General features: G+C 39.3%; 15 protein-coding genes. 10 read left to right on the top strand and 5 right to left on the bottom strand.

Annotation, left to right across the window (positions count from 1 at the left end):
* Positions 1-371 precede the first annotated feature (371 nt).
* Positions 372-1340: a dihydrodipicolinate synthase family protein gene (locus CXF71_RS13670; protein WP_101233512.1), complete on the bottom strand. Its 969-nt coding sequence runs from the start codon at positions 1338-1340 to the stop codon at positions 372-374.
* Between the two features lie 342 nt (positions 1341-1682).
* Positions 1683-2990 carry an NAD(P)/FAD-dependent oxidoreductase gene (locus tag CXF71_RS13665; protein WP_101233511.1) on the bottom strand — a complete coding sequence of 436 codons (1308 nt, stop codon included), beginning with the start codon at positions 2988-2990 and terminating at the stop codon, positions 1683-1685.
* Positions 2991-3113: 123 nt separating this feature from the next.
* Between CXF71_RS13665 and CXF71_RS13660 the strand changes: the two genes are divergently transcribed.
* The 7 genes from CXF71_RS13660 (at position 3114) to CXF71_RS13630 (ending at position 11582) form a co-directional block, all read left to right on the top strand.
* The gene (locus CXF71_RS13660) at positions 3114-3302 is read left to right on the top strand and encodes a hypothetical protein (RefSeq protein WP_198559888.1); all 189 of its coding nucleotides are present in this window, start codon (positions 3114-3116) and stop codon (positions 3300-3302) included.
* 148 nt (positions 3303-3450) lie between these two features.
* A complete protein-coding gene (locus CXF71_RS13655) occupies positions 3451-4464 on the top strand; it encodes a 4-hydroxyproline epimerase (RefSeq protein ID WP_101233510.1) in 1014 nt (337 codons plus the stop codon).
* Between the two features lie 116 nt (positions 4465-4580).
* Positions 4581-6113, top strand: coding sequence for an aldehyde dehydrogenase (NADP(+)) (locus CXF71_RS13650; RefSeq protein ID WP_101233509.1), 1533 nt, complete (start codon positions 4581-4583; stop codon positions 6111-6113).
* Positions 6114-6327: 214 nt separating this feature from the next.
* Entirely contained in the window at positions 6328-8199 is a 1872-nt protein-coding gene (locus CXF71_RS13645) for an MFS transporter (RefSeq protein ID WP_101233508.1), read from the top strand.
* Positions 8200-8291: 92 nt separating this feature from the next.
* Positions 8292-9371, top strand: coding sequence for a proline racemase family protein (locus CXF71_RS13640; RefSeq protein ID WP_101233507.1), 1080 nt, complete (start codon positions 8292-8294; stop codon positions 9369-9371).
* A 56-nt stretch (positions 9372-9427) separates the two neighbouring features.
* Positions 9428-10510 carry a M24 family metallopeptidase gene (locus CXF71_RS13635; protein WP_101233506.1) on the top strand — a complete coding sequence of 361 codons (1083 nt, stop codon included), beginning with the start codon at positions 9428-9430 and terminating at the stop codon, positions 10508-10510.
* 121 nt (positions 10511-10631) lie between these two features.
* The gene (locus CXF71_RS13630; RefSeq protein WP_101233505.1) at positions 10632-11582 is read left to right on the top strand and encodes an ornithine cyclodeaminase family protein; all 951 of its coding nucleotides are present in this window, start codon (positions 10632-10634) and stop codon (positions 11580-11582) included.
* A 147-nt stretch (positions 11583-11729) separates the two neighbouring features.
* Here CXF71_RS13630 and CXF71_RS13625 read toward each other — a convergent pair whose 3' ends face one another.
* The 3 genes from CXF71_RS13625 to CXF71_RS13615 form a co-directional block, all read right to left on the bottom strand.
* Positions 11730-12959 carry a M24 family metallopeptidase gene (locus tag CXF71_RS13625; protein WP_101233504.1) on the bottom strand — a complete coding sequence of 410 codons (1230 nt, stop codon included), beginning with the start codon at positions 12957-12959 and terminating at the stop codon, positions 11730-11732.
* Between the two features lie 195 nt (positions 12960-13154).
* Positions 13155-14519, bottom strand: a complete 1365-nt coding sequence (locus CXF71_RS13620; protein ID WP_101233503.1) for an NAD(P)/FAD-dependent oxidoreductase — start codon at positions 14517-14519, stop codon at positions 13155-13157.
* Between the two features lie 505 nt (positions 14520-15024).
* Positions 15025-16050 carry a lipid A deacylase LpxR family protein gene (locus CXF71_RS13615; RefSeq protein ID WP_101233502.1) on the bottom strand — a complete coding sequence of 342 codons (1026 nt, stop codon included), beginning with the start codon at positions 16048-16050 and terminating at the stop codon, positions 15025-15027.
* A 367-nt stretch (positions 16051-16417) separates the two neighbouring features.
* On the opposite strand from CXF71_RS13615, the gene CXF71_RS21540 reads away from it, so the two are divergent.
* From CXF71_RS21540 to CXF71_RS13605, 3 genes are all read left to right on the top strand, one after another.
* Positions 16418-16555 (top strand): hypothetical protein, encoded by a 138-nt coding sequence (locus tag CXF71_RS21540; protein ID WP_198559893.1) that lies wholly within the window; start codon positions 16418-16420, stop codon positions 16553-16555.
* Between the two features lie 295 nt (positions 16556-16850).
* The gene (gene efpL, locus CXF71_RS13610) at positions 16851-17426 is read left to right on the top strand and encodes an elongation factor P-like protein EfpL (protein ID WP_101233501.1); all 576 of its coding nucleotides are present in this window, start codon (positions 16851-16853) and stop codon (positions 17424-17426) included.
* 165 nt (positions 17427-17591) lie between these two features.
* The gene (locus CXF71_RS13605) at positions 17592-18497 is read left to right on the top strand and encodes a M14 family metallopeptidase (protein WP_101233500.1); all 906 of its coding nucleotides are present in this window, start codon (positions 17592-17594) and stop codon (positions 18495-18497) included.
* Positions 18498-18517 lie beyond the last annotated feature (20 nt).

Genomic DNA, 18517 nt, shown 5'->3' with positions numbered 1-18517 from the left:
TTTTGATAAGGGAATAACCATTCTCTTCAATCAATGCCTTGCCTCTAAGCCTTTTAATTCTCGCTGAGTGGGAAAGAACTTAATCAACTTGGTATAATCTCAAACGAGTAAGTATGGATAAAAAAAAGGCCGTGTGATTTATTATCACACAGCCTTGCTTGTTTGAGTCGATGAAACTTAACTTCATTAACCGCTTTGTTATAGCCTAATTAGAGCGACATTATCTTTTAACATTTCAGCACGTTTATAATTTGCTGGTGCGTTTAGTCCGGCATATTCAACAGTGCCCGCTAATCTTAAAGACTTGTCCATAGGGGTAATGATAAAGCCCAGTAAAAACGGAGCTTTATCTTTTTGAATATTTGAAAGGATCAGTCTATTAAATCCAGAAGTTCAAGTCTTTCTTTTGCTAGAATATATCGTGCGCGGACATCATCAATTTGCTGTTGAGTTAATTTCTTACCAAGGGTACGAAGCCCTCCATCAGCATCATTATGATGAATTCCCATAGCAAACTTAAGGTATTCCATAAGCAACGGTTGAGCATCTAGATATGATATAGAATTCATAGCCTGAGAAATTTTATTTGCCTCAGCCCATTCGCCTTTTAAAACATGCTCCTGCATAGTAACACTAGCTTTTGGGAAGATAGTACCTACACCTGTAATCCCACCGCATGCTCCAGCAAGTCCTGCGTGTACAGTTACCGTGTCAACACCTGCCAAAATCTTTAAATCTTTGTTCTCTAACATCAGCGTTTCAATAGTTGACACATCTGTAGTCGATATTTTAAGAGCCGTTACTTCAGGTAGAGCAGCAAGTCTTCTAAGAATATCTGTTGAAATTGCATGATATCCGGCTGCATCAGGGTTGTTATAAGGCATAATTGTTACGCCTGCCTCTTTTGCAGCTATTGCAGCAAGCTCATAGTACGCATACATTTCTTCATCAGAAGGAGTCGACTTAGTTTTTGGTGGCATCACCATGACTGTATCCACGCCAACCGTTGCGAGTCCTTCAATGATTTTAGCAAGCTCTTCTTTAGTTTCAGCTGCAGCGCCACTGATTAACGGGACATTGTATTCTCTAGCAACCTCAGAAAGGGATTTAAGTAAAGAAAGACGCTGCTGTGTGCTCAGGTAGCTATTCTCACCCAGAGTACCAGAAGCGACAAGTCCACCCATTCTGCTTCCGCCCTTTCCCTGAGCTTTTAAAACACTTGCGGCCTGTTTTTGTGTTACATCAAAGTCAATTTCAAGGACACCGGATTCTGACTCTTTTAGCCATGTAAACACGGCCGGCATAACTGTATATCGCCAATCTGTACTATTTGTTTCCATCATATTTCCTCTTGCTTAAAATCATATTGTATACATTATACCAAATAAGTCGTGTCAGTTAAACTACTTTCGGCAAAGCCCGAGGCTTATTGGGTTACGCCCTCAAAGGGCTTAAGTTAACGCTCAAAGCGTATTACATGCCAAACTTCAGTTGCTCCCTGAACTCATCATTCTTCTCTTGATTTTGGATATATTAAATCACCATACTTTCATCCAAGCCTACTGTTGAATTTTCCCTATTCAGTAAGCGTTCTGTGGGATTTTCTACAAGTGATTTAGTTTGCTCCGAATTTTCAAAAATGAACTGTTCAATTTTTACTGTCGCAGTTGCCTGAGTTAATGCTAGTTAAAGCGACTAATACAAAAAGGACTAACGTCAATTTCCGTCTTTTTCTTCGTGACTAATTGACCAATTAGTTTGCCGGTAATAGCGCCTTGGGTTAGGCCTAAGTGCTGATGGCCAAGAGCAAAAAATATTTTATCATGATTTGGCGCTTGGCAAATAACAGGTAAAGAGTCAGGTAATGACGGGCGACAACCCATCCAAGCTTCTTGCTCAGATTTTTTCTCTGATTCTTGTTCTGTTTCCTGTTCAGGAAGCGTCTTTAAGATAAAGGCGGCATTATCTTTTAACATCTCGGCGCGCTTATAGTTTGCAGGCGCATTAAGTCCTGCATACTCTACGGTTCCCGCTAGTCTTAAAGACTTATCCATTGGAGTTATGATAAAGCGACGCTCAGCGGAAGCTACTGGGCGATTTAACATTGGCTTTGCTTGGTCTGAAATAGGTAAACTCAAGCTGTAACCGCGTTCAGCCTCAATAGGTAAATGATAGTTTAATGCTTTTAATAGCTTCTTAGACCAAGCACCACAAGCAACTACACAATGATCAACGGTTAAACTACCCAGTTCTGTCCGCACGGTAACTCCAGTCTCTGCTTGAGTTATTTCAGTAACGGCACTTTGCTGGAAAGTCATGCCTTTACTTTTGGCAAATTCGCTTAGGGCAACACTCAACGCTAATGGGTCAATAGTATGAGCTACATCGGTAAAAAATAATGAATAATTAATATTGTCGTTTAAGCTTGGCTCAAGCCTAATAGTTTCTGCTCTATCTAATAGTTTTACTGCAACGCCTTCATTTTTATAATGCTGATACATGGCATCAACTTTATTGTAATCACTCGTTTCAAAAACAAGCAACGAACCTTGTAAGGTAATGAGGTGCTCTATATTTGCCTCTTTTAATAGCGCACAGTAGTGACTGATGGCATTTTTATTTAATGCTTTTATCGCCACTGTATTTTTGTCACGTAAACTTGGTCGCATATTATTAAAAAACTGCATAAACCAAGGGATTGCTTTAATAAAGTGCTTGGCAGATAAAGACACAGGCCCAAGTGGGTCGAGTAAAAGTTTTGGCATTTGCCATAATAATGAAGACTCAGCCAGTGGAAATACTTGCTCGGTGGCAAAATGTCCGGCGTTACCTTTGGAGCACCCCTGACCTATGTCACCTTTATCAACTAAGGTGACTTGATAACCCAAACTTTGTAATTCTAACGCACAATTTATCCCAATAATACCAGCGCCAATTACAGCGACAGTTGGTTGGCTATTACCTTTTAGTTCGTTTTTATCTATATTCATTAATTTACACCTTGTAATGATTAGAGGTCTAAGTCGTTATTATTATTGGTTATTTATGCAAGCGATAAAGTAAAATAAATTATACTTGCCATTCAATGTGGATTGTATACAATATACTTAAATTTGACTAGCAATAGTTCTCATAAAATCCATTGTAGTATTAAATTATGTGAACAACTTGCTAGTCATGGTAGTGAGTTAACTCGCGCACCTCGCATGTCATTAATTGGCGTTGAACGTGCAAACGTTGAACGTATCTATAATGAAGCCGTAGCTAATCGTATTGATTTAAGTAAATTTAACCTAGATTAATACAACTGAGATTAATACAACTGAGATTAATCGCTTTATTTTAGATTTTGGGGAAGCATGGAAAGTTGATTTCTGTGCTTCCCCTTAGTCGGTTAAATCAAAGCATAAAAAACAAAGCATAAAAATAACAAAGCTTGGGGGACATAATATGGTTAAAGGTACATTCTTTTGCATTGACGCACACACCTGCGGTAATCCTGTTAGGTTAGTGACCAGTGGTCATCCAAACCTAGTCGGTAAAACCATGAGTGAGAAGCGCCTTGATTTTATTGAACATTATGACTGGATACGTCAAGGTCTAATGTTTGAACCTCGCGGGCACGATATGATGTCTGGCGCGTTTTTATATCCACCTTGTAGTGCTAATGCCGATGCGGCCATTTTATTTATTGAAACATCAGGCTGTTTACCTATGTGTGGCCACGGCACTATCGGCACAATCACGGCAGGCTTAGAAAACGGTCTTATTACCCCTAAAACGCCAGGGAAACTTATTATTGATGTTCCTGCAGGGCAAATTGTCATTGAGTATCAAGAAAATGCGGGCAAAGTTTCTAACGTTAAAATATTTAATGTTGCTGCTTATTTAGCGCATCGTGATGTCACCTTAGATATTCCAGAATTAGGTCAGTTAACGGTTGATGTTTCTTATGGTGGTAACTTTTATGTCATTGTTGAGCCTCAAGAGAATTTTCCAGGTATCGATCAATGGAGTGCTGCAGAAATACTAAAGTGGAGCCCTATTGTCCGTGAAGTAGCGAGCAAAATGCTTGACTGTGTTCACCCAGAAGATGCCAGCGTTAATGGCGTCAGTCACGTTTTGTGGACAGGCAAGCCGCAAACTCAAGGCTCAGATGCAGCCAATGCCGTATTTTATGGCGATAAAGCCATTGACCGTTCACCTTGTGGTACCGGAACTAGCGCGAGAATGGCGCAGTTATTTGCCAAAGGTGAATTAGGTTTAGGCGATAGTTTTGTTCATGAGAGTTATATCGGTAGCCAATTCACCGGCAAGATTGAAGGCGTGGTTGAGCTTGATGGTCACGGTAAAACTATCACCGCGATTATGCCAAGCATTCAAGGTTGGGCAAAAGTTTTTGCAAAAAATTGCATTACTATTGATGATGATGACCCTTATGCCTTTGGTTTTAGTGTTAACTAATATAGTTAACAAAGGCTTAATTGAGGAAAACACTCAGTTAGGCCTTTGTTGAAATAAAGATTATACCCTGTGCGTTTATTCTATAAAGGCATTAAGTAACATAAGTGAGGAAGAAAATGACAATAACAGGACAAAATTTAATTGCGGGCGAATGGTCAGGCAATACTGAAGGTGGTTTTAAAGCATTTAATGCCCAAACACATAGTGCTATTGATATTGAGTTTGCTGATGCGACCGAACTTGAAGTAAACACAGCAATCACCCGCGCGAATGACGCTTTCACCTCTTATAGCCAGTTAAGTGCGACAAAACGCGCTGCTTTTTTACGTGCTATAGGTGCTGAAATACTTGCCTTAGGCGATGAGCTTGTTGAAACAGCTTGCGGTGAAACAGGTTTACCAGCAATACGTATTCAAGGCGAGCGTGGCAGAACGATAGGGCAACTTGGTTTGTTTGCTGACTTATTAGAAGCAGGGGAATATCAAGGCATCATTGAACAAGCAAATAATGATCGTCAGCCGTTACCAAAGCCTGATACTCGTTTAGGTTATTTACCTTTAGGTGTGGTTGGTGTTTTTGCAGCAAGTAACTTTCCTCTTGCCTTCTCTACCGCTGGTGGTGACACTGCATCTGCTTTAGCAGCAGGTTGTCCCGTTGTGATGAAAGCACACGCAGCACATCCGGCTACGGCTGAATTAGTGGCAAGAGCGATATTAAATGCGATTAAAAGCTGTGAATTAGATAGTGGTGTTTTTTCGCTTATCCAAGGTAAAAACTACGCGATAGCGACTCAAATTGTTACGCACCCATTAGTGAAAGCTGTTGGTTTTACTGGTTCTGAACGTGTAGGTATGATTTTGCAAGCGCAAATTCATCAACGCCCTGAGCCTATTCCTTTTTATGGTGAACTTGGCAGCATTAACCCGCAGTTTATTATGGCTAATAAAGTTGCACAAGATGGTGCTGAAATAGCACAAGGCTTAGTTGCTTCATTAATGATGGGACAAGGACAATTTTGTACCAGCCCCGGCGTTTGGGTTGTAGTAGGCGATGAAGACAGCGCTGATTATCAAACCTTTATTACCTCAGCAAGTGAATCTTTAGCACAGCAAAGTGCTGGTGTCATGTTAACGCCAGCTATGTGTGCAGGTTATAATGCTGCTGTTACAGAGCGTAAATCGCTAAGCGGTGTTAACTTAGTCGCAACGGGTAAAACGGGCAGTGAGCAAGAGTGTTCAGCATCATTGTTTGCTACTGACCTTGCTACCTTCGCTAAAACGCCATTGCTTCAAGAAGAAGTTTTTGGTTTTAGCGCTTTAGTTGTGCGTTGTGCAGATATGACTGAAATGATGCAGTTTGTTACCTTACTTAAAGGTAATTTAACCGCAAGTATTCATGGTTTGGATAGTGATTTATCTGCATCGAAAGAGTTAAGTTTAAGCCTTGCCCATAAAGTTGGTCGTTTGATTTATAATCAAATGCCTACCGGGGTTGAAGTGTGTGCTTCAATGAACCACGGCGGTCCATTCCCAGCATCAACCAATATCAGAACAACGTCAGTGGGCAGTGAAGCCATTACTCGCTTTAGACGTCCTATCTGTTATCAAAATATGCCGGCAGAGTTATTACCGACTTTGTTGAAAGACTAATTTTAAAGCCAAGTGCATGTTAAGTACTTGGCTTTTTTTTACTTTTAAATTAGCGATTAACTTAGCAATAGTGTTCGAAATTAACGTTAACGATTAAACATATTCATTAAATTTATTGGTCAGTGGGTGTCATTGTCATTCACGGGTAAATTATTACTTTCAATTGCATAACCCAAGGGTTGTAGCAAGCTTAACACTACAGGTAGATAAGATAGTGAGCCAAATAAAAAGAAGTCCTTTTCAGCGATCCTTTTATGTAGCCAATACCATGGAGATTTTTGAGCGACTTGCCTGGTATGGCATGTACACGTTACTTGCTAGCTATATTATGACACCGACTAGTCAAGGAGGTTTGGGGTTAGGTAATACCGAGCGTGGCTTGATTATGGGCGTGGTACCTTTCTTCCTTTATCTTTTCCCTGTGGTTTCTGGTGCGTTAGCGGATAGGTTTGGCTATCGAAAAATGTTTTTATTATCACTTACTCTGATGGCGCCAAGTTATTATTTCTTGGGTTATGCCAAAGATTTGGGCAGTTTCATGAGTATATTCATGTTGATAGCCCTCGGAGCCGGAATTTTCAAACCTGTGGTCATCGCAACCATTAGCCGTACAACTGATGATACTAACAGAGGCTTAGGTTTTGGTATCTTTTATATGATGGTTAATATCGGCGGCTTTTTAGGCCCGTTATTAGCGCCTATTATCCAAAAGCATTATGGCTGGGAATGGGTGTTTATTTTCGCGTGTATTTGGATTTCAGTAAACTTTATTCCGGCGTTATTTTTCTATAAAGAACCTGAACGTCATGCTGAAAATAAAACACTGACACAAGTTTTTCATGAAATGCAGCAAGTGCTGGGCAACTTCCGTTTAGCCTTATTAGCTGTGCCATTATTGGTGTTGTTAGTTGGTTTTTATGCCGGTTTTATTAATGAAACAATGACATTAATAACTGTGATAGTACTGATTGTAAGTGCGATTATTTGGGACGTTGTTGTTGCTAAATATGACAATAACAACGCAATACAAAACCAAGTACCACAACGAAAATCAGCGCCAGTAAACCCGCCATGGTATTTACAAAAAATGCGTATTGGTAATAAACCTTTTATGGTCTATTTACTTATTTTGACAGGGTTTTGGACTGTCTATATGCAAATTTTTGTAACCTTACCTGTTTATATTCGAGATTTTGTCGATAGTTCAGATTTAGTAACCTTGTTACATAGCATAAACCCTTGGTTACATGACGTCTTAACGTCGATCAATATTGATACCCTAACGGGTGAAATAACGCGTTTAGCGGCCAGTTATAGTCAGGTAGATATTGCGCAAAGCCAAGTTGCTATAGAAGAGATCACTCGAACGTTATCAGCTTTAGATATACGTCTTCCTCAGCAAGAAATTATTAATAGTTTTGGCCAGTTAAGCCAACTAAACCAAGTAGGCCAATCAGCGGCTATGGTACAAATACTCACCCCAGATGTTGCTCAGCAATGGGCACAGCAGTGGGCCTCACAGTATCGTCAAATGAATCCAGCGACTATTTTAAGTATTGATTTTTTAATGATCATTATCTTTCAAATAAGTATTAGCCATTTTGTTGACAAGTTTAAAGCCTTGCCTGCCTTGATTGTTGGTACCGCTATTTTATCCATTTCTATGTTAATGCAAGGTTTTGCCCACGGTATGATTTTTGGCGGTTTATTCGTCAGTTGCGCTGTAGCTGTTTTTGCTGTTGGCGAAATGATTTCAGTACCGAAAAGTCAAGAGTATGTGGCAAGCTTTTCACCTAAAGACAAAGCGGCCATGTTTATGGGTTACTACTTTGTTTCAATGGCATTGGGGAACTTATTTGCCGGCTTACTTTCTGGTTGGTTATATGGCTACTTTGCCACAGAGTTATCACGGCCTGAAATGATGTGGGCCATTATTGCCTGTCTTGGTTTTGCTACTTGTATCGCCTTTTATTTATTTAATAAGCATTTTATCAGCGCTATACAAAAGCAGCAGTTAGCGCAAAAAGAACAATTAACAGAGCAATTAGCTGAACAATCAGCTAAACAATCAACATCGGTAGCTTAGGGAATTAGCTATGAAGAGGCTGTTTATTTTTTAGGGTCAATTGCCTCGAGTAAAAGTAGGACAAGTAAATTGTAAATGAAAGAGTAAAAAACATGACTAAAAATATCAACAAAGCAGCAGAAAAATTTGAACAATGGCAGCCAAACAATGAGCAAGAAAGTTTCTTAACCATTAACACCCTTGAGTGCCATACCGGTGGTGAGCCCTTACGTATTATTACCAGCGGATTTCCTGCCCTTAAAGGCAATACGATCTTAGAGAAAAGAGACTATTGCAAGAAAAATCACGATGATCTTCGCCGAGCACTAATGTTTGAACCACGCGGTCATGCTGATATGTATGGCGCTATTATTACGGATGCTGAGCTGGACGATAGCCATTTTGGCGCTATATTTATCCATAACGAAGGATATAGCACTATGTGTGGTCATGCGGTGATCGCCTTAACAAAAACCGCGGTAGAGTCAGGAGTTGTTGCCAGAACAGGTGATGTTACTAAGGTTGTTATCGATGTTCCTTGTGGCCAAATTCACGCGCTGGCTTATAGCGATAACGATGTCGTGAAAAAAGTTAGCTTTCAATGCGTACCGTCATTTGTTTATATCAAAGATCAAAAAATTGAAGTGGATGGCATTGGCAGCGTTCAGTTTGATATTGCTTACGGTGGTGCTTTTTATGCTTATGTACAAGCCTCATCACTTGGTTTGTCATTAGTGGCAGAGCAACAAGAAAAGCTCATTGATTATGGTCGAAAAATCAAAAAAGCCATCATGAATTCTTCAGCCCCAGAATTAACTATTTCACATCCAACTACGCCAGAGTTGAGTTTTTTATATGGCGTGATTTTTATTGATGATTCGCCAAATAAAGACGTTCATTCACGTAATGTGTGTATTTTTGCGGACGGTGAGCTGGATAGAAGCCCAACAGGCAGTGGCGTGAGTGGTCGTATTGCCTTGCATTATGCTAATCAGCAAGTCGCTCTTGATGAATCTATCATTATTGAAAGTATTTTAGCTAGCCCATTTAGTGTTCGTGCTATTGAAGCGCTCACCTTTGCCGGAGTTGATGCCGTTATTCCAGAAGTGACTGGTGATGCCTATGTTTGTGGCAAAGCCCAGTGGCTGATTAATTCACAAGACCCATTAAAAGATGGTTTCTTATTAAGATAACTTACAATTAACAAGCGATTAAATTTAATATTCGAATAGAATTTTTAAGGATTATTATGAACTTAGCTAAATTACGAGATAAAGTACTAAACCCCCCTCACAGTGCTATGCTGATTTTTAGTGATATTAATATCAGCTACCTTTCCACATTCACGGGTCACGCGGCGACAGTATTATTGACCTGCAAGGGCAACTATTTACTGACCGACTACCGTTATTTTGAACAAGCTAAATCTCAAGCAAGTCACTTTACCGTTATTTGTCGCGATAGGGCTAACCAAAGTTTAGCGTCATTAATCGAAGAGCTATTATTTCAAGATGACTGTCAAAGCCTTGGTTTTGAGAGTGAACATATTAGCGTGATGCAATGGCAACAGATTCATCAGCAGATAAGCCAATTAACTAAGCTTAGTCAAATAGAGCCGGTAAGCGGTGCTGTTGAAGCGCTACGATTTATTAAGTCAGCAAGTGAAATAGCTTCAATGCAACAAGCAGCTCACATAGCAGATACAGCATTAGCGTTAATGCTTAACTCAGTTAAAGCCGGCGTTACCGAACGCGAATTGGCTATTGAACTTGATTATCAAATGGCGTTACTTGGCTCAGAAGAAGTGTCTTTTGCCACCATTTTATTATTTGGTGAACGTAGTGCTTTACCCCATGGTATCCCGTCAGATAAGCAACTAAAGCTTGGTGATCTAATCTTAATTGATTTTGGTGCTGTGGTTAATGGTTATCGATCTGATATGACACGAACCTTTGTCTTTGGTCAAGCAAGTGCAGAGCAAAAACATATTTATAACTTGGTGCAATCAGCACAACAAGCAGCAATTGATGCCGTATCTGAAGGTGTTCTTGGCAGCCATTTATACCAACAATCAGCGAACATACTGCTTAATAGTGAATATAAAAAATATGCCGGTGAAGGCTTAGGTCATGGCGTAGGGCTAGTTTTACATGAACAACCATTTATTGGACCTGATTGCCATATCGCTATTGAGAAAGGCTGCGTTTTTACTATTGAACCGGGTATTTATATTCCTGGTTGGGGCGGTGTGCGTATTGAAGATGATGTGGTATTAACTGACGATGGTTTAAAAATCATCACCAAATCACCTAAAGGCCTGATAGAGCTCTAGGTTTTTGACCTACGCAAAATTTAGTCTAAGTCAGAATTAGCCTGAGTCAGATTTAACTTCTATGGGTAGCTTATAGCTGCTCAATACCACTTTAAATAATGAACAGTAAAACGAGACCACCATGAAAATTATTAGTGCCGAACAAGTTCATCAAAATCTTAATTTTGATGAGTTAATTCCATTACTAAAACATAGCTTTAGTCATACTTTTAGTATGCCTCAGCGTCAAGTTCATGCACTTTCACCAGAGCAGAGTGGGAATCATGATGCTTTTGCTTTATTACCTTCATGGAATGAAAAAGTGATTGGTAATAAAATGTTCACTTACTTCCCTGACAATGCTGCTAAGCATGAACTACCGAGCTTGTTTTCTAAAATTATGCTATTTAAACGCCAAACGGGTGAGCCGCTAGCGTTAGTTGATGGTACGAGTGTGACTTATTGGCGAACAGCAGCTATTTCAGCACTAGCGAGTCAATTACTTTCTAGAGAAGACAGCCAGCATTTAATGTTATTTGGCACCGGAAACTTAGCAAATTACTTAGTAAAAGCGCATTTAAGTGTGCGAGATATTAAGCACGTTACTCTTTGGGGACGTAACCCTGAAAAAGTAGCTGAATTGATTGAGTCTTATACCGTCTTATATCCAGCCGTCATTTTTAAAGCCAGTATTGATCTTGATAGTGAAATTGCGAATGCAGATATTATTTGTTGTGCAACGGGTGCTAAAACACCTTTATTTGATGGTCATCTTGTCAGTAATGGTACTCATATCGATTGCTTAGGTAATCACATGAAAGATGCACGTGAGTGCGATACAGCAACGGTAACGCGTGCTAGGGTTTTTGTTGACAGCTTAACCAATACCTTAAACGAAGCGGGTGAATTACTGATACCTATAGCTGAAGGTGCTTTTAATAAACACGATATTGTTGGAGAACTTGCTGATATGTGTAAAACACCTGCATTGCTTCGTCAATCAGCCCAAGAAATAACGCTTTTTAAGTCGGTAGGCACCGCGATAAGTGATTTAGTGGCAGCACATTGTGTGGTTGAAAAGTTGGCAGAATAGCTTTCGCATTTAATATAAAAGGCGCTACCTATATTTGCGGTAGCGCCTTTTTATTATTTATTGATATGTATATGCACTTATTATTTTAAGCTAAGTGTTTCATTTTTATACCGTGTGAATGCTCATTTATACTGATACTGATTTTTATTAGGCTTCATAGCCAAAAGGATCATCAATTGAGTGAGCAGGTTCACTAAACCATTTTGGTCCTGATGTGGTCATATAGAAGTGATCTTCTAAACGCACACCAAACTCACCATAAAGACATAACATAGGCTCATTAGAGAAACACATGCCAGCATCTAATGGTGTTTTATCGCCTCTAACTAAATAAGGCCACTCATGAATGTCTAAGCCAACACCATGCCCAGTTCGGTGTGGTAGCCCAGGTACTTGGTAGTCTGGTCCATAACCTTGCGTTTCAAGGTAGCTGCGAGCAGCAATATCTACCGCTTCACAAGGGGAAGATATTTGTGCAGCAGCAAAGCCGTGTAATTGTGCCGTTCTTTCATGTAACCAAACATCCCGTTGCTTTTGGCTTGCTTCGCCAAAGACATAACTACGGGTTATATCTGAATTATATCCCTGAACTAAGCAACCAGTATCTATTAATACCATATCGTTAGTGTCGAGTGTTTTCGGCTCCTTTACACCATGAGGATAGGCGGTATCTTGACCAAATAAAACGATGCAAAAAGATGAACCTTTTGGGGCTCCCAATTTAATATGTGCTTTGTTAATAAAGTCAGTGACTTGGGACGTTGTGATACCAACCGTTAATATTTTAGCTACTGCGCGATGTACCACCATGGTCATGTCTTTAGCGCGTTGTAATAAAGCAATTTCGCTTGCTGATTTAATCATTCTACAGCCGGCGGTAATATTTTTGCTACTGGTAAAATCTAACGAGAGGTTTTGAGCTTTTGCCGCATTAATCATACCATCAACGGCAAAAAAAGCCGTAGACTCATCAATGGCAATAGTGCCTTGTGCACAATTATTTTTCTTAAGTACTTCAATGACAAGTTGGTATGGTGATTCATGTTCGTGCCAACTAGCGACTTCAGATTTTATTTCCATAAAGCCAGATAGCGTACTTACTTCGAACCAAGGTGCGATATAAACTAAATCGCCTTGTGCTGGTAAAATAGCACCGACTAATCGCTCTGAAGCATACCAAGCTGTACCCGTAAAATACGCTAAATTAGTACCCGCATTAAGATATAAAGCACTAATGTTTTGTTCACGCATTAATTGCTGTGCTTTAACAATACGCTGTTGATATTCACCTAATGAGATAGGGGTGATATCAGTTGTCATATCGATTAATTTGTCTAATTCTATTTCGGCTGTAGAGCCACCAATACCAATGGTCATATAATCTTCCTTTAAAGCACTTAATAATTTGGGGATATTTACTGAGCATTTGCTGATATGGCCAGAGTACTCAATAAAAAATTTCAGGTATATTGTATACAATTGGTTCGGTGATACAAGTTTTAATATTACGGCACGTATTGATCATCGTTATAATATGATCACTAAGTGGTCTCCCTTTAAGAGAATAAAATGTTATAGCCAGCGATCCTTTACTTTACCATACTGAAAATAGCCCCATTGCCCAACACGCCTTAAAGGAGCGAAGGGAAATGTTACTAAAGGAGTTTGATAAATTGGCAAGTTGGGGACAGTGACACCCGCTACCTTTTCAGCCAAACGTTTGCCTGCTTGCACAGAAAATGAAACGCCACTACCGCAATAGCCCATCGAATAAAAAATATTTTTTTGTTCATTTTGATAGACATGAGGCATATCGTCTAATGACATACTTAACCATCCAGACCAAGCATAATCGTAACGTAAGGACTGTAGTGCGGGGAAGCTTGTTTTCAGTACTGCAAGTAAACGGTTGGCGTAGTAGGGATCAGTTGCATTTTTTCCCGTTATAGCCCCTCGGCCACCAAATAAAATACGATTGTCAGGTAACTTTCGATAGTAGTATTTTAACGCGCGGGTATCCATGATGACATTACTCGTTAAAAAGTTACATGCGGCTAATTGTTCTTGTGTGAGTGGCTGAGTGACAATAATTTGCGATAATACTGGTAAGCTCTTGCTCTTAATTAAGGGATGAAAGTTTTTGGCAGAGTAACCATTAGTTGCAATAACAACCTTTTTAGCTTTTACAATACCCTTGGGCGTGTGCAATATTTGTGTGGTTTGGCTTTGCTGTGCTGCTTTATGCGACGACTCTTGATGCCATTTTCCTACGGGACTATCACAATGAATAGTGACGCCAGCTTTTCGAGCAAGGTTTTGATAACCCCAAGCAAGTTTTAATGGGTTAATGCCAAAACCATCATGATAACGGATGGCGCCATAAGCATTGTGATCTGCCATATAATCTTGGTGTAACTGCTCACGAGTTAACTCTTGGACATCATAACCAAACATCTTTTTTTGCAGCGCAGCAGTAGCAAGTAAACTTTTTAACATGCCGGGCTTGTGCGCCACGCGAATATAACCATTGTCTTGCGGATCGCAATCAATGCCCTCGCTAATAAAACTTTTGACGGTATCTACACCCGCACACATCTCATTGTAAATGCCGCGCATGACTTCTTCTCCCCATTGAGATTGCATGCTCGCATAGGGCTTTCGTCCTGAGGACTTTAAAATAAAACCAGCATTACGCCCACTTGCTCCCCAGGCCGTGCGATTAGCCTCTAAGACCGTCGCTTTGATACCGTGCTCACGCGCTAAATGCAGCGCGGTGGATAAGCCGGTATAACCGGCACCAATAATCGCTACATCAACAGTGATATCTTTATTTAACTGACCGTCATCTTCAGGTGCAGTACCTGCGACATCAGCCCAATAACTATTAGGGTAGGGCGCATTACCGGCAAGTGATTCATCAGTGAGGGGATCGTACATATCTTTTCCTAAGCAGGTTAATGGAGCCTATAGGTTGATACCTTAAACAACCCTTAAAATTAAATCAGTATAAAGTTGTTATAAAGCGCCAATTACGCATTGATAATGATGCCTTTATTGTAAATATTACGGTACTAGTAACAGCATTAATGGTTCTATACCCAAACAACCTCAAGAGGCAGCTGGAATTAGAAACGTCTTTAGGCAAGGCATTGATTGCAGAGAATGGTTATTCAGGAGAATATGCTCCAGCACTCTCTAATAAGCTGCATCCATGGAGCGTCCTTGTCGAAATCAATAACGCAGCTTAAAACTATTTTAAACCAGCCCTTTGGGGACAGCTGAGCAAACCATGCCCATCGTACCATCTGTTTTTAAGGGAACATCCATTAATAAAAAGATGCGCCTTGAACATGATTCGCTCAGACGTCCTGAAACGAGCATCTTGAGGTAGTTTGGGTATAATATTAAGTTGGTGACCCGCTCCTATCTATTGCAAAGCTGATTAGATCTCGCTGCTTAAAGTTAAAGAGCCATAACTATACCAAGATTTATTATCACTACGATAAGCGCGGGTGTAGCTATTTAAGCTCCAAGTAATCATGTAATTATCAATGATCCAATTGATGCCAATAGCCGCTTTGGCTTGATTATGCTCAATATCAACGTGAGACTCATAAGGAAGCTCACCGTCAATGGTTAAGTCGTTAAAGCGATAACCTAGCTGCAACCTTGTAAATACAGTGAAGCTATTGCTATTAATAATTTGGGTGGTATTGCCTATATGGCCAAAATGACTACTTAGTCGGCCAAAGGTTTTGTTTAACTTGCTTCCCCACCTGAATAATAACCCCAATGATGCTTCAGTATTAAAATTTCCTAAGGCGATATGACTATAACTGCTGACTTCCCATTGATTATGAGGAGAAGGTTTTTCTATAAATTTATTTGATCTAAATACTAGCGCGTCTACCTCATAGGCAAACTGTAAAGTGATTTGTTGTTGTACTTGGTAATGCCAGCCCAAGGGTGTGGTTGAACCAATTAAAGCATGTATTTTTTTTTGGAAGTATTCCGCTTTAGAGTTGGGACCTATGGTACCCAGTGCTAGCCAGCTTTTTTGAGCAAATTTTGGCCCGTAGTCTACGGTATGACTTTCAACTTCAAGTAACGCAGCATAAGGTCTGTCATCACTTTGCGGCTCTATGATATCAATATTATTTGGTGTCCACATACGCTGAGAAATTTTCAATCCCCAAGCACTATGTGTTTGAGTTATCGGCAATCTAATATAGTGTTGCAATTGAAAGAGTGTCGGCATACTTGCGGGCTGTTCATGCTGATGGCTGAGCAGAGGTTTGCTTTCCCAAGCGAATGAAAACCCATTGGTATAGTTTCCATCGTTAGCAAAGATGCCATCATTTTCCAATTGAATATTTAATTGCCCTGCGTGTACTGCAAGCAACGCATTAGTCATTATAAAGCAGATAAAAGCAATTAATGCATTTCTTTTAGAGCACGCTATTAGCATAGTCACCTCCTACTTATTCACCTATAAAGTATAGTTTTTCTGATTAAATTTGCAGGTATTTATCTTGAGTTATATTTATCTTATTTTCGGTCTTAATAATAAAAAACTACAGTGAATAGGCTAATAAGGTGAATTAAATCAGGTAACTTTGAGGATTACTAAATACTATACCCTCTGAATTAATCTTCACGAACCAATTTGTCGATATGGGCCATAGGATAAATATTTAACATTAGTTTACAGTTTAGCTATTTATTTTTTAGGACAATTTTAGGACAAAAGCTTACATGTGAAAGTTATTATGTAATAATACATGTGTGGTAACAATTTTTTGGAGGCTAACATGGCCCATGAGGAAAGACGTAATATGTCAAAAAGTACTGATGCTAGTGTAGATAACTGTAATGATGATCAAAAGTCAGCGTTAGAACAATTAGCCGATGCAAACCATGAAATTGAAGATTTAAAGTTACAAATCGCTTGGCTTGAGCGTTCTTACGAGTAGTTTGCTTAGTATTTTCTCACTTAATTATTACTTTATAATAGTCATTAATTAGCGAGTATAAAAACACAAAGCTCAATAGATTGAAAAGACAAATATAGTTTATATATTTGTCTTTTTTGCTTTTAAATGATCTCTGTTATGAAAGTTATCATTTGTATTTTGATTTAACTGAGGTTTTGATGAAAAAAACACTTTTCCCTTGATAAATTATTTGCATATCTTTGGGTTCATGCTATTTTCCCTGCATTGCGTTTAAAACAAAATTATTAACAATAAATTCAGAGGAAGTCATCTTATGCCAAAGGCAAGCGATATAAAGAAAAATGCTGCGATAGAGCACAATGGTAAAGTGTTAATTGTTAGAGATATTACCCGTTCAGTACCGCAAGGTAGAGCAGGCGGAAGTTTATATAGAATGCGCTTATACGATGTAGTGACAGGTGCTAAAGTGGATGAAACTTTTAAAGCCGAAGATATGTTGAATTTTGCTGACTTAAGCCGTCGTCCATCAATGTTTTCTTATATTGATGGCGAACAATATGTTTTTATGGATAATGAAGATTACACACCGTATAGCTTAGATAAAGAATCAATTGCAGATGAAATTCTTTTTATCGACGAAGAGACTCAAGGAATATCTGTCATCATCGTTGACGATGCACCAGTAGCTATAGCCCTTCCTGCCAGTGTTGAATTATTGATTACAGAGACTGACCCTTCTATTAAAGGTGCTTCAGCAAGTGCTCGCACTAAACCTGCAACTCTTTCTACAGGGTTAATTATTCAAGTGCCTGAGCACATTTCAACGGGTGATAAAATTAAAGTCAATACCGAAGAACGCAAGTTTATGGGTCGAGCTGACTCGAAATAATAAGCTTTTCTCTACGATCTCTATACTAAGTAACCAATAAAAAAAAGTAACCAATAAAAAATGCCCGACTATTCGGGCATTTTTTATTACTCGGGATCAGCGCTAAAAACGACATACTAGTAACTAAAAGCTATTTACTAGTTACTTGAACAATAAGGTAAAATCATGAGTGATTCAGTTTATTCTATCGGTACGCAAGGTCAAGCATGGGCAGATACTGAGAAAGCTTTATGGCATACGAAGCAAAGTATTAAGCGCTCTTATCAAGACGAAGTATTAGCAAAACTTGAATTATTAACGGCTTCATTTGATATGATTCAATACGGCAGTTTATCTATTGATGAAAGCCGATATCCTTTATATGCTATGCAAAGTAAAAATTGGCAAACCAACAATCAAACCGTGTTAGTTACTGGTGGTGTTCATGGTTATGAAACCAGTGGTGTTCAAGGTGCAATTCGTTTTTTAGAAACGTGTGCGAACGACTTTAGTGAACAATTTAATATCATTGTTGTTCCTTGTGTGAGCCCTTGGGGTTATGAAACAATTAATCGCTGGAATAATGAGGCGATAGATCCAAACCGTTCCTTTTATCCAGACAGTCCGGCCCAAGAGTCGGCGGCACTTATGTCTTTCATTAATGAACTTGATGTCGATATTGCTATGCATATCGATTTACATGAAACTACTGATACAGATAATAGTGAATTTAGACCTGCACTTGCTGCACGTGATGCTATTGAACAGAAAAGCTGGAATATCCCCGATGGTTTTTATTTGGTTGGTGATTCAACTAAGCCTGCAGCAGATTTCCAATTAGCAATTAATCAAGCGGTAGCAAAAGTTACTCACATTGCTCCACCAGATAGCAATGATAAATTGATCGGAGTTGATATTGAGCAATTTGGTGTTATAAATTATTCAGGAAGAGAGCTAGGTTTATGTATGGGGCTAACTGATGCGCCATATGTTACTACGACCGAGGTTTACCCTGACAGCCCGTTAGTTGATGATGAAAATTGTATCAAGGCACAAGTTACCGCAATATCCGCTGCAATAATGTTCCTTTAACCGTTTTAAATTTATAGATA

It is taken from the genome of Colwellia sp. 12G3, assembly GCF_002836775.1.
Classification (GTDB): Bacteria; Pseudomonadota; Gammaproteobacteria; order Enterobacterales; family Alteromonadaceae; genus Colwellia.
This window is presented reverse-complemented; position numbering and strand designations above follow the sequence as displayed.

Excerpts from the sequence above, each read along its gene's own strand:
- CXF71_RS13670 (WP_101233512.1), bottom strand. The coding sequence starts at position 1,340 with ATGGAAACAAATAGTACAGATTGGCGATATACAGTTATGCCGGCCGTG.
- CXF71_RS13665 (WP_101233511.1), bottom strand. The coding sequence starts at position 2,990 with ATGAATATAGATAAAAACGAACTAAAAGGTAATAGCCAACCAACTGTC.
- CXF71_RS13655 (WP_101233510.1), top strand. The coding sequence starts at position 3,451 with ATGGTTAAAGGTACATTCTTTTGCATTGACGCACACACCTGCGGTAAT.
- CXF71_RS13650 (WP_101233509.1), top strand. The coding sequence starts at position 4,581 with ATGACAATAACAGGACAAAATTTAATTGCGGGCGAATGGTCAGGCAAT.
- CXF71_RS13640 (WP_101233507.1), top strand. The coding sequence starts at position 8,292 with ATGACTAAAAATATCAACAAAGCAGCAGAAAAATTTGAACAATGGCAG.
- CXF71_RS13635 (WP_101233506.1), top strand. The coding sequence starts at position 9,428 with ATGAACTTAGCTAAATTACGAGATAAAGTACTAAACCCCCCTCACAGT.
- CXF71_RS13630 (WP_101233505.1), top strand. The coding sequence starts at position 10,632 with ATGAAAATTATTAGTGCCGAACAAGTTCATCAAAATCTTAATTTTGAT.
- CXF71_RS13625 (WP_101233504.1), bottom strand. The coding sequence starts at position 12,959 with ATGACCATTGGTATTGGTGGCTCTACAGCCGAAATAGAATTAGACAAA.
- CXF71_RS13620 (WP_101233503.1), bottom strand. The coding sequence starts at position 14,519 with ATGTACGATCCCCTCACTGATGAATCACTTGCCGGTAATGCGCCCTAC.
- CXF71_RS13615 (WP_101233502.1), bottom strand. The coding sequence starts at position 16,050 with ATGCTAATAGCGTGCTCTAAAAGAAATGCATTAATTGCTTTTATCTGC.
- CXF71_RS21540 (WP_198559893.1), top strand. The coding sequence starts at position 16,418 with ATGTCAAAAAGTACTGATGCTAGTGTAGATAACTGTAATGATGATCAA.
- efpL (WP_101233501.1), top strand. The coding sequence starts at position 16,851 with ATGCCAAAGGCAAGCGATATAAAGAAAAATGCTGCGATAGAGCACAAT.
- CXF71_RS13605 (WP_101233500.1), top strand. The coding sequence starts at position 17,592 with ATGAGTGATTCAGTTTATTCTATCGGTACGCAAGGTCAAGCATGGGCA.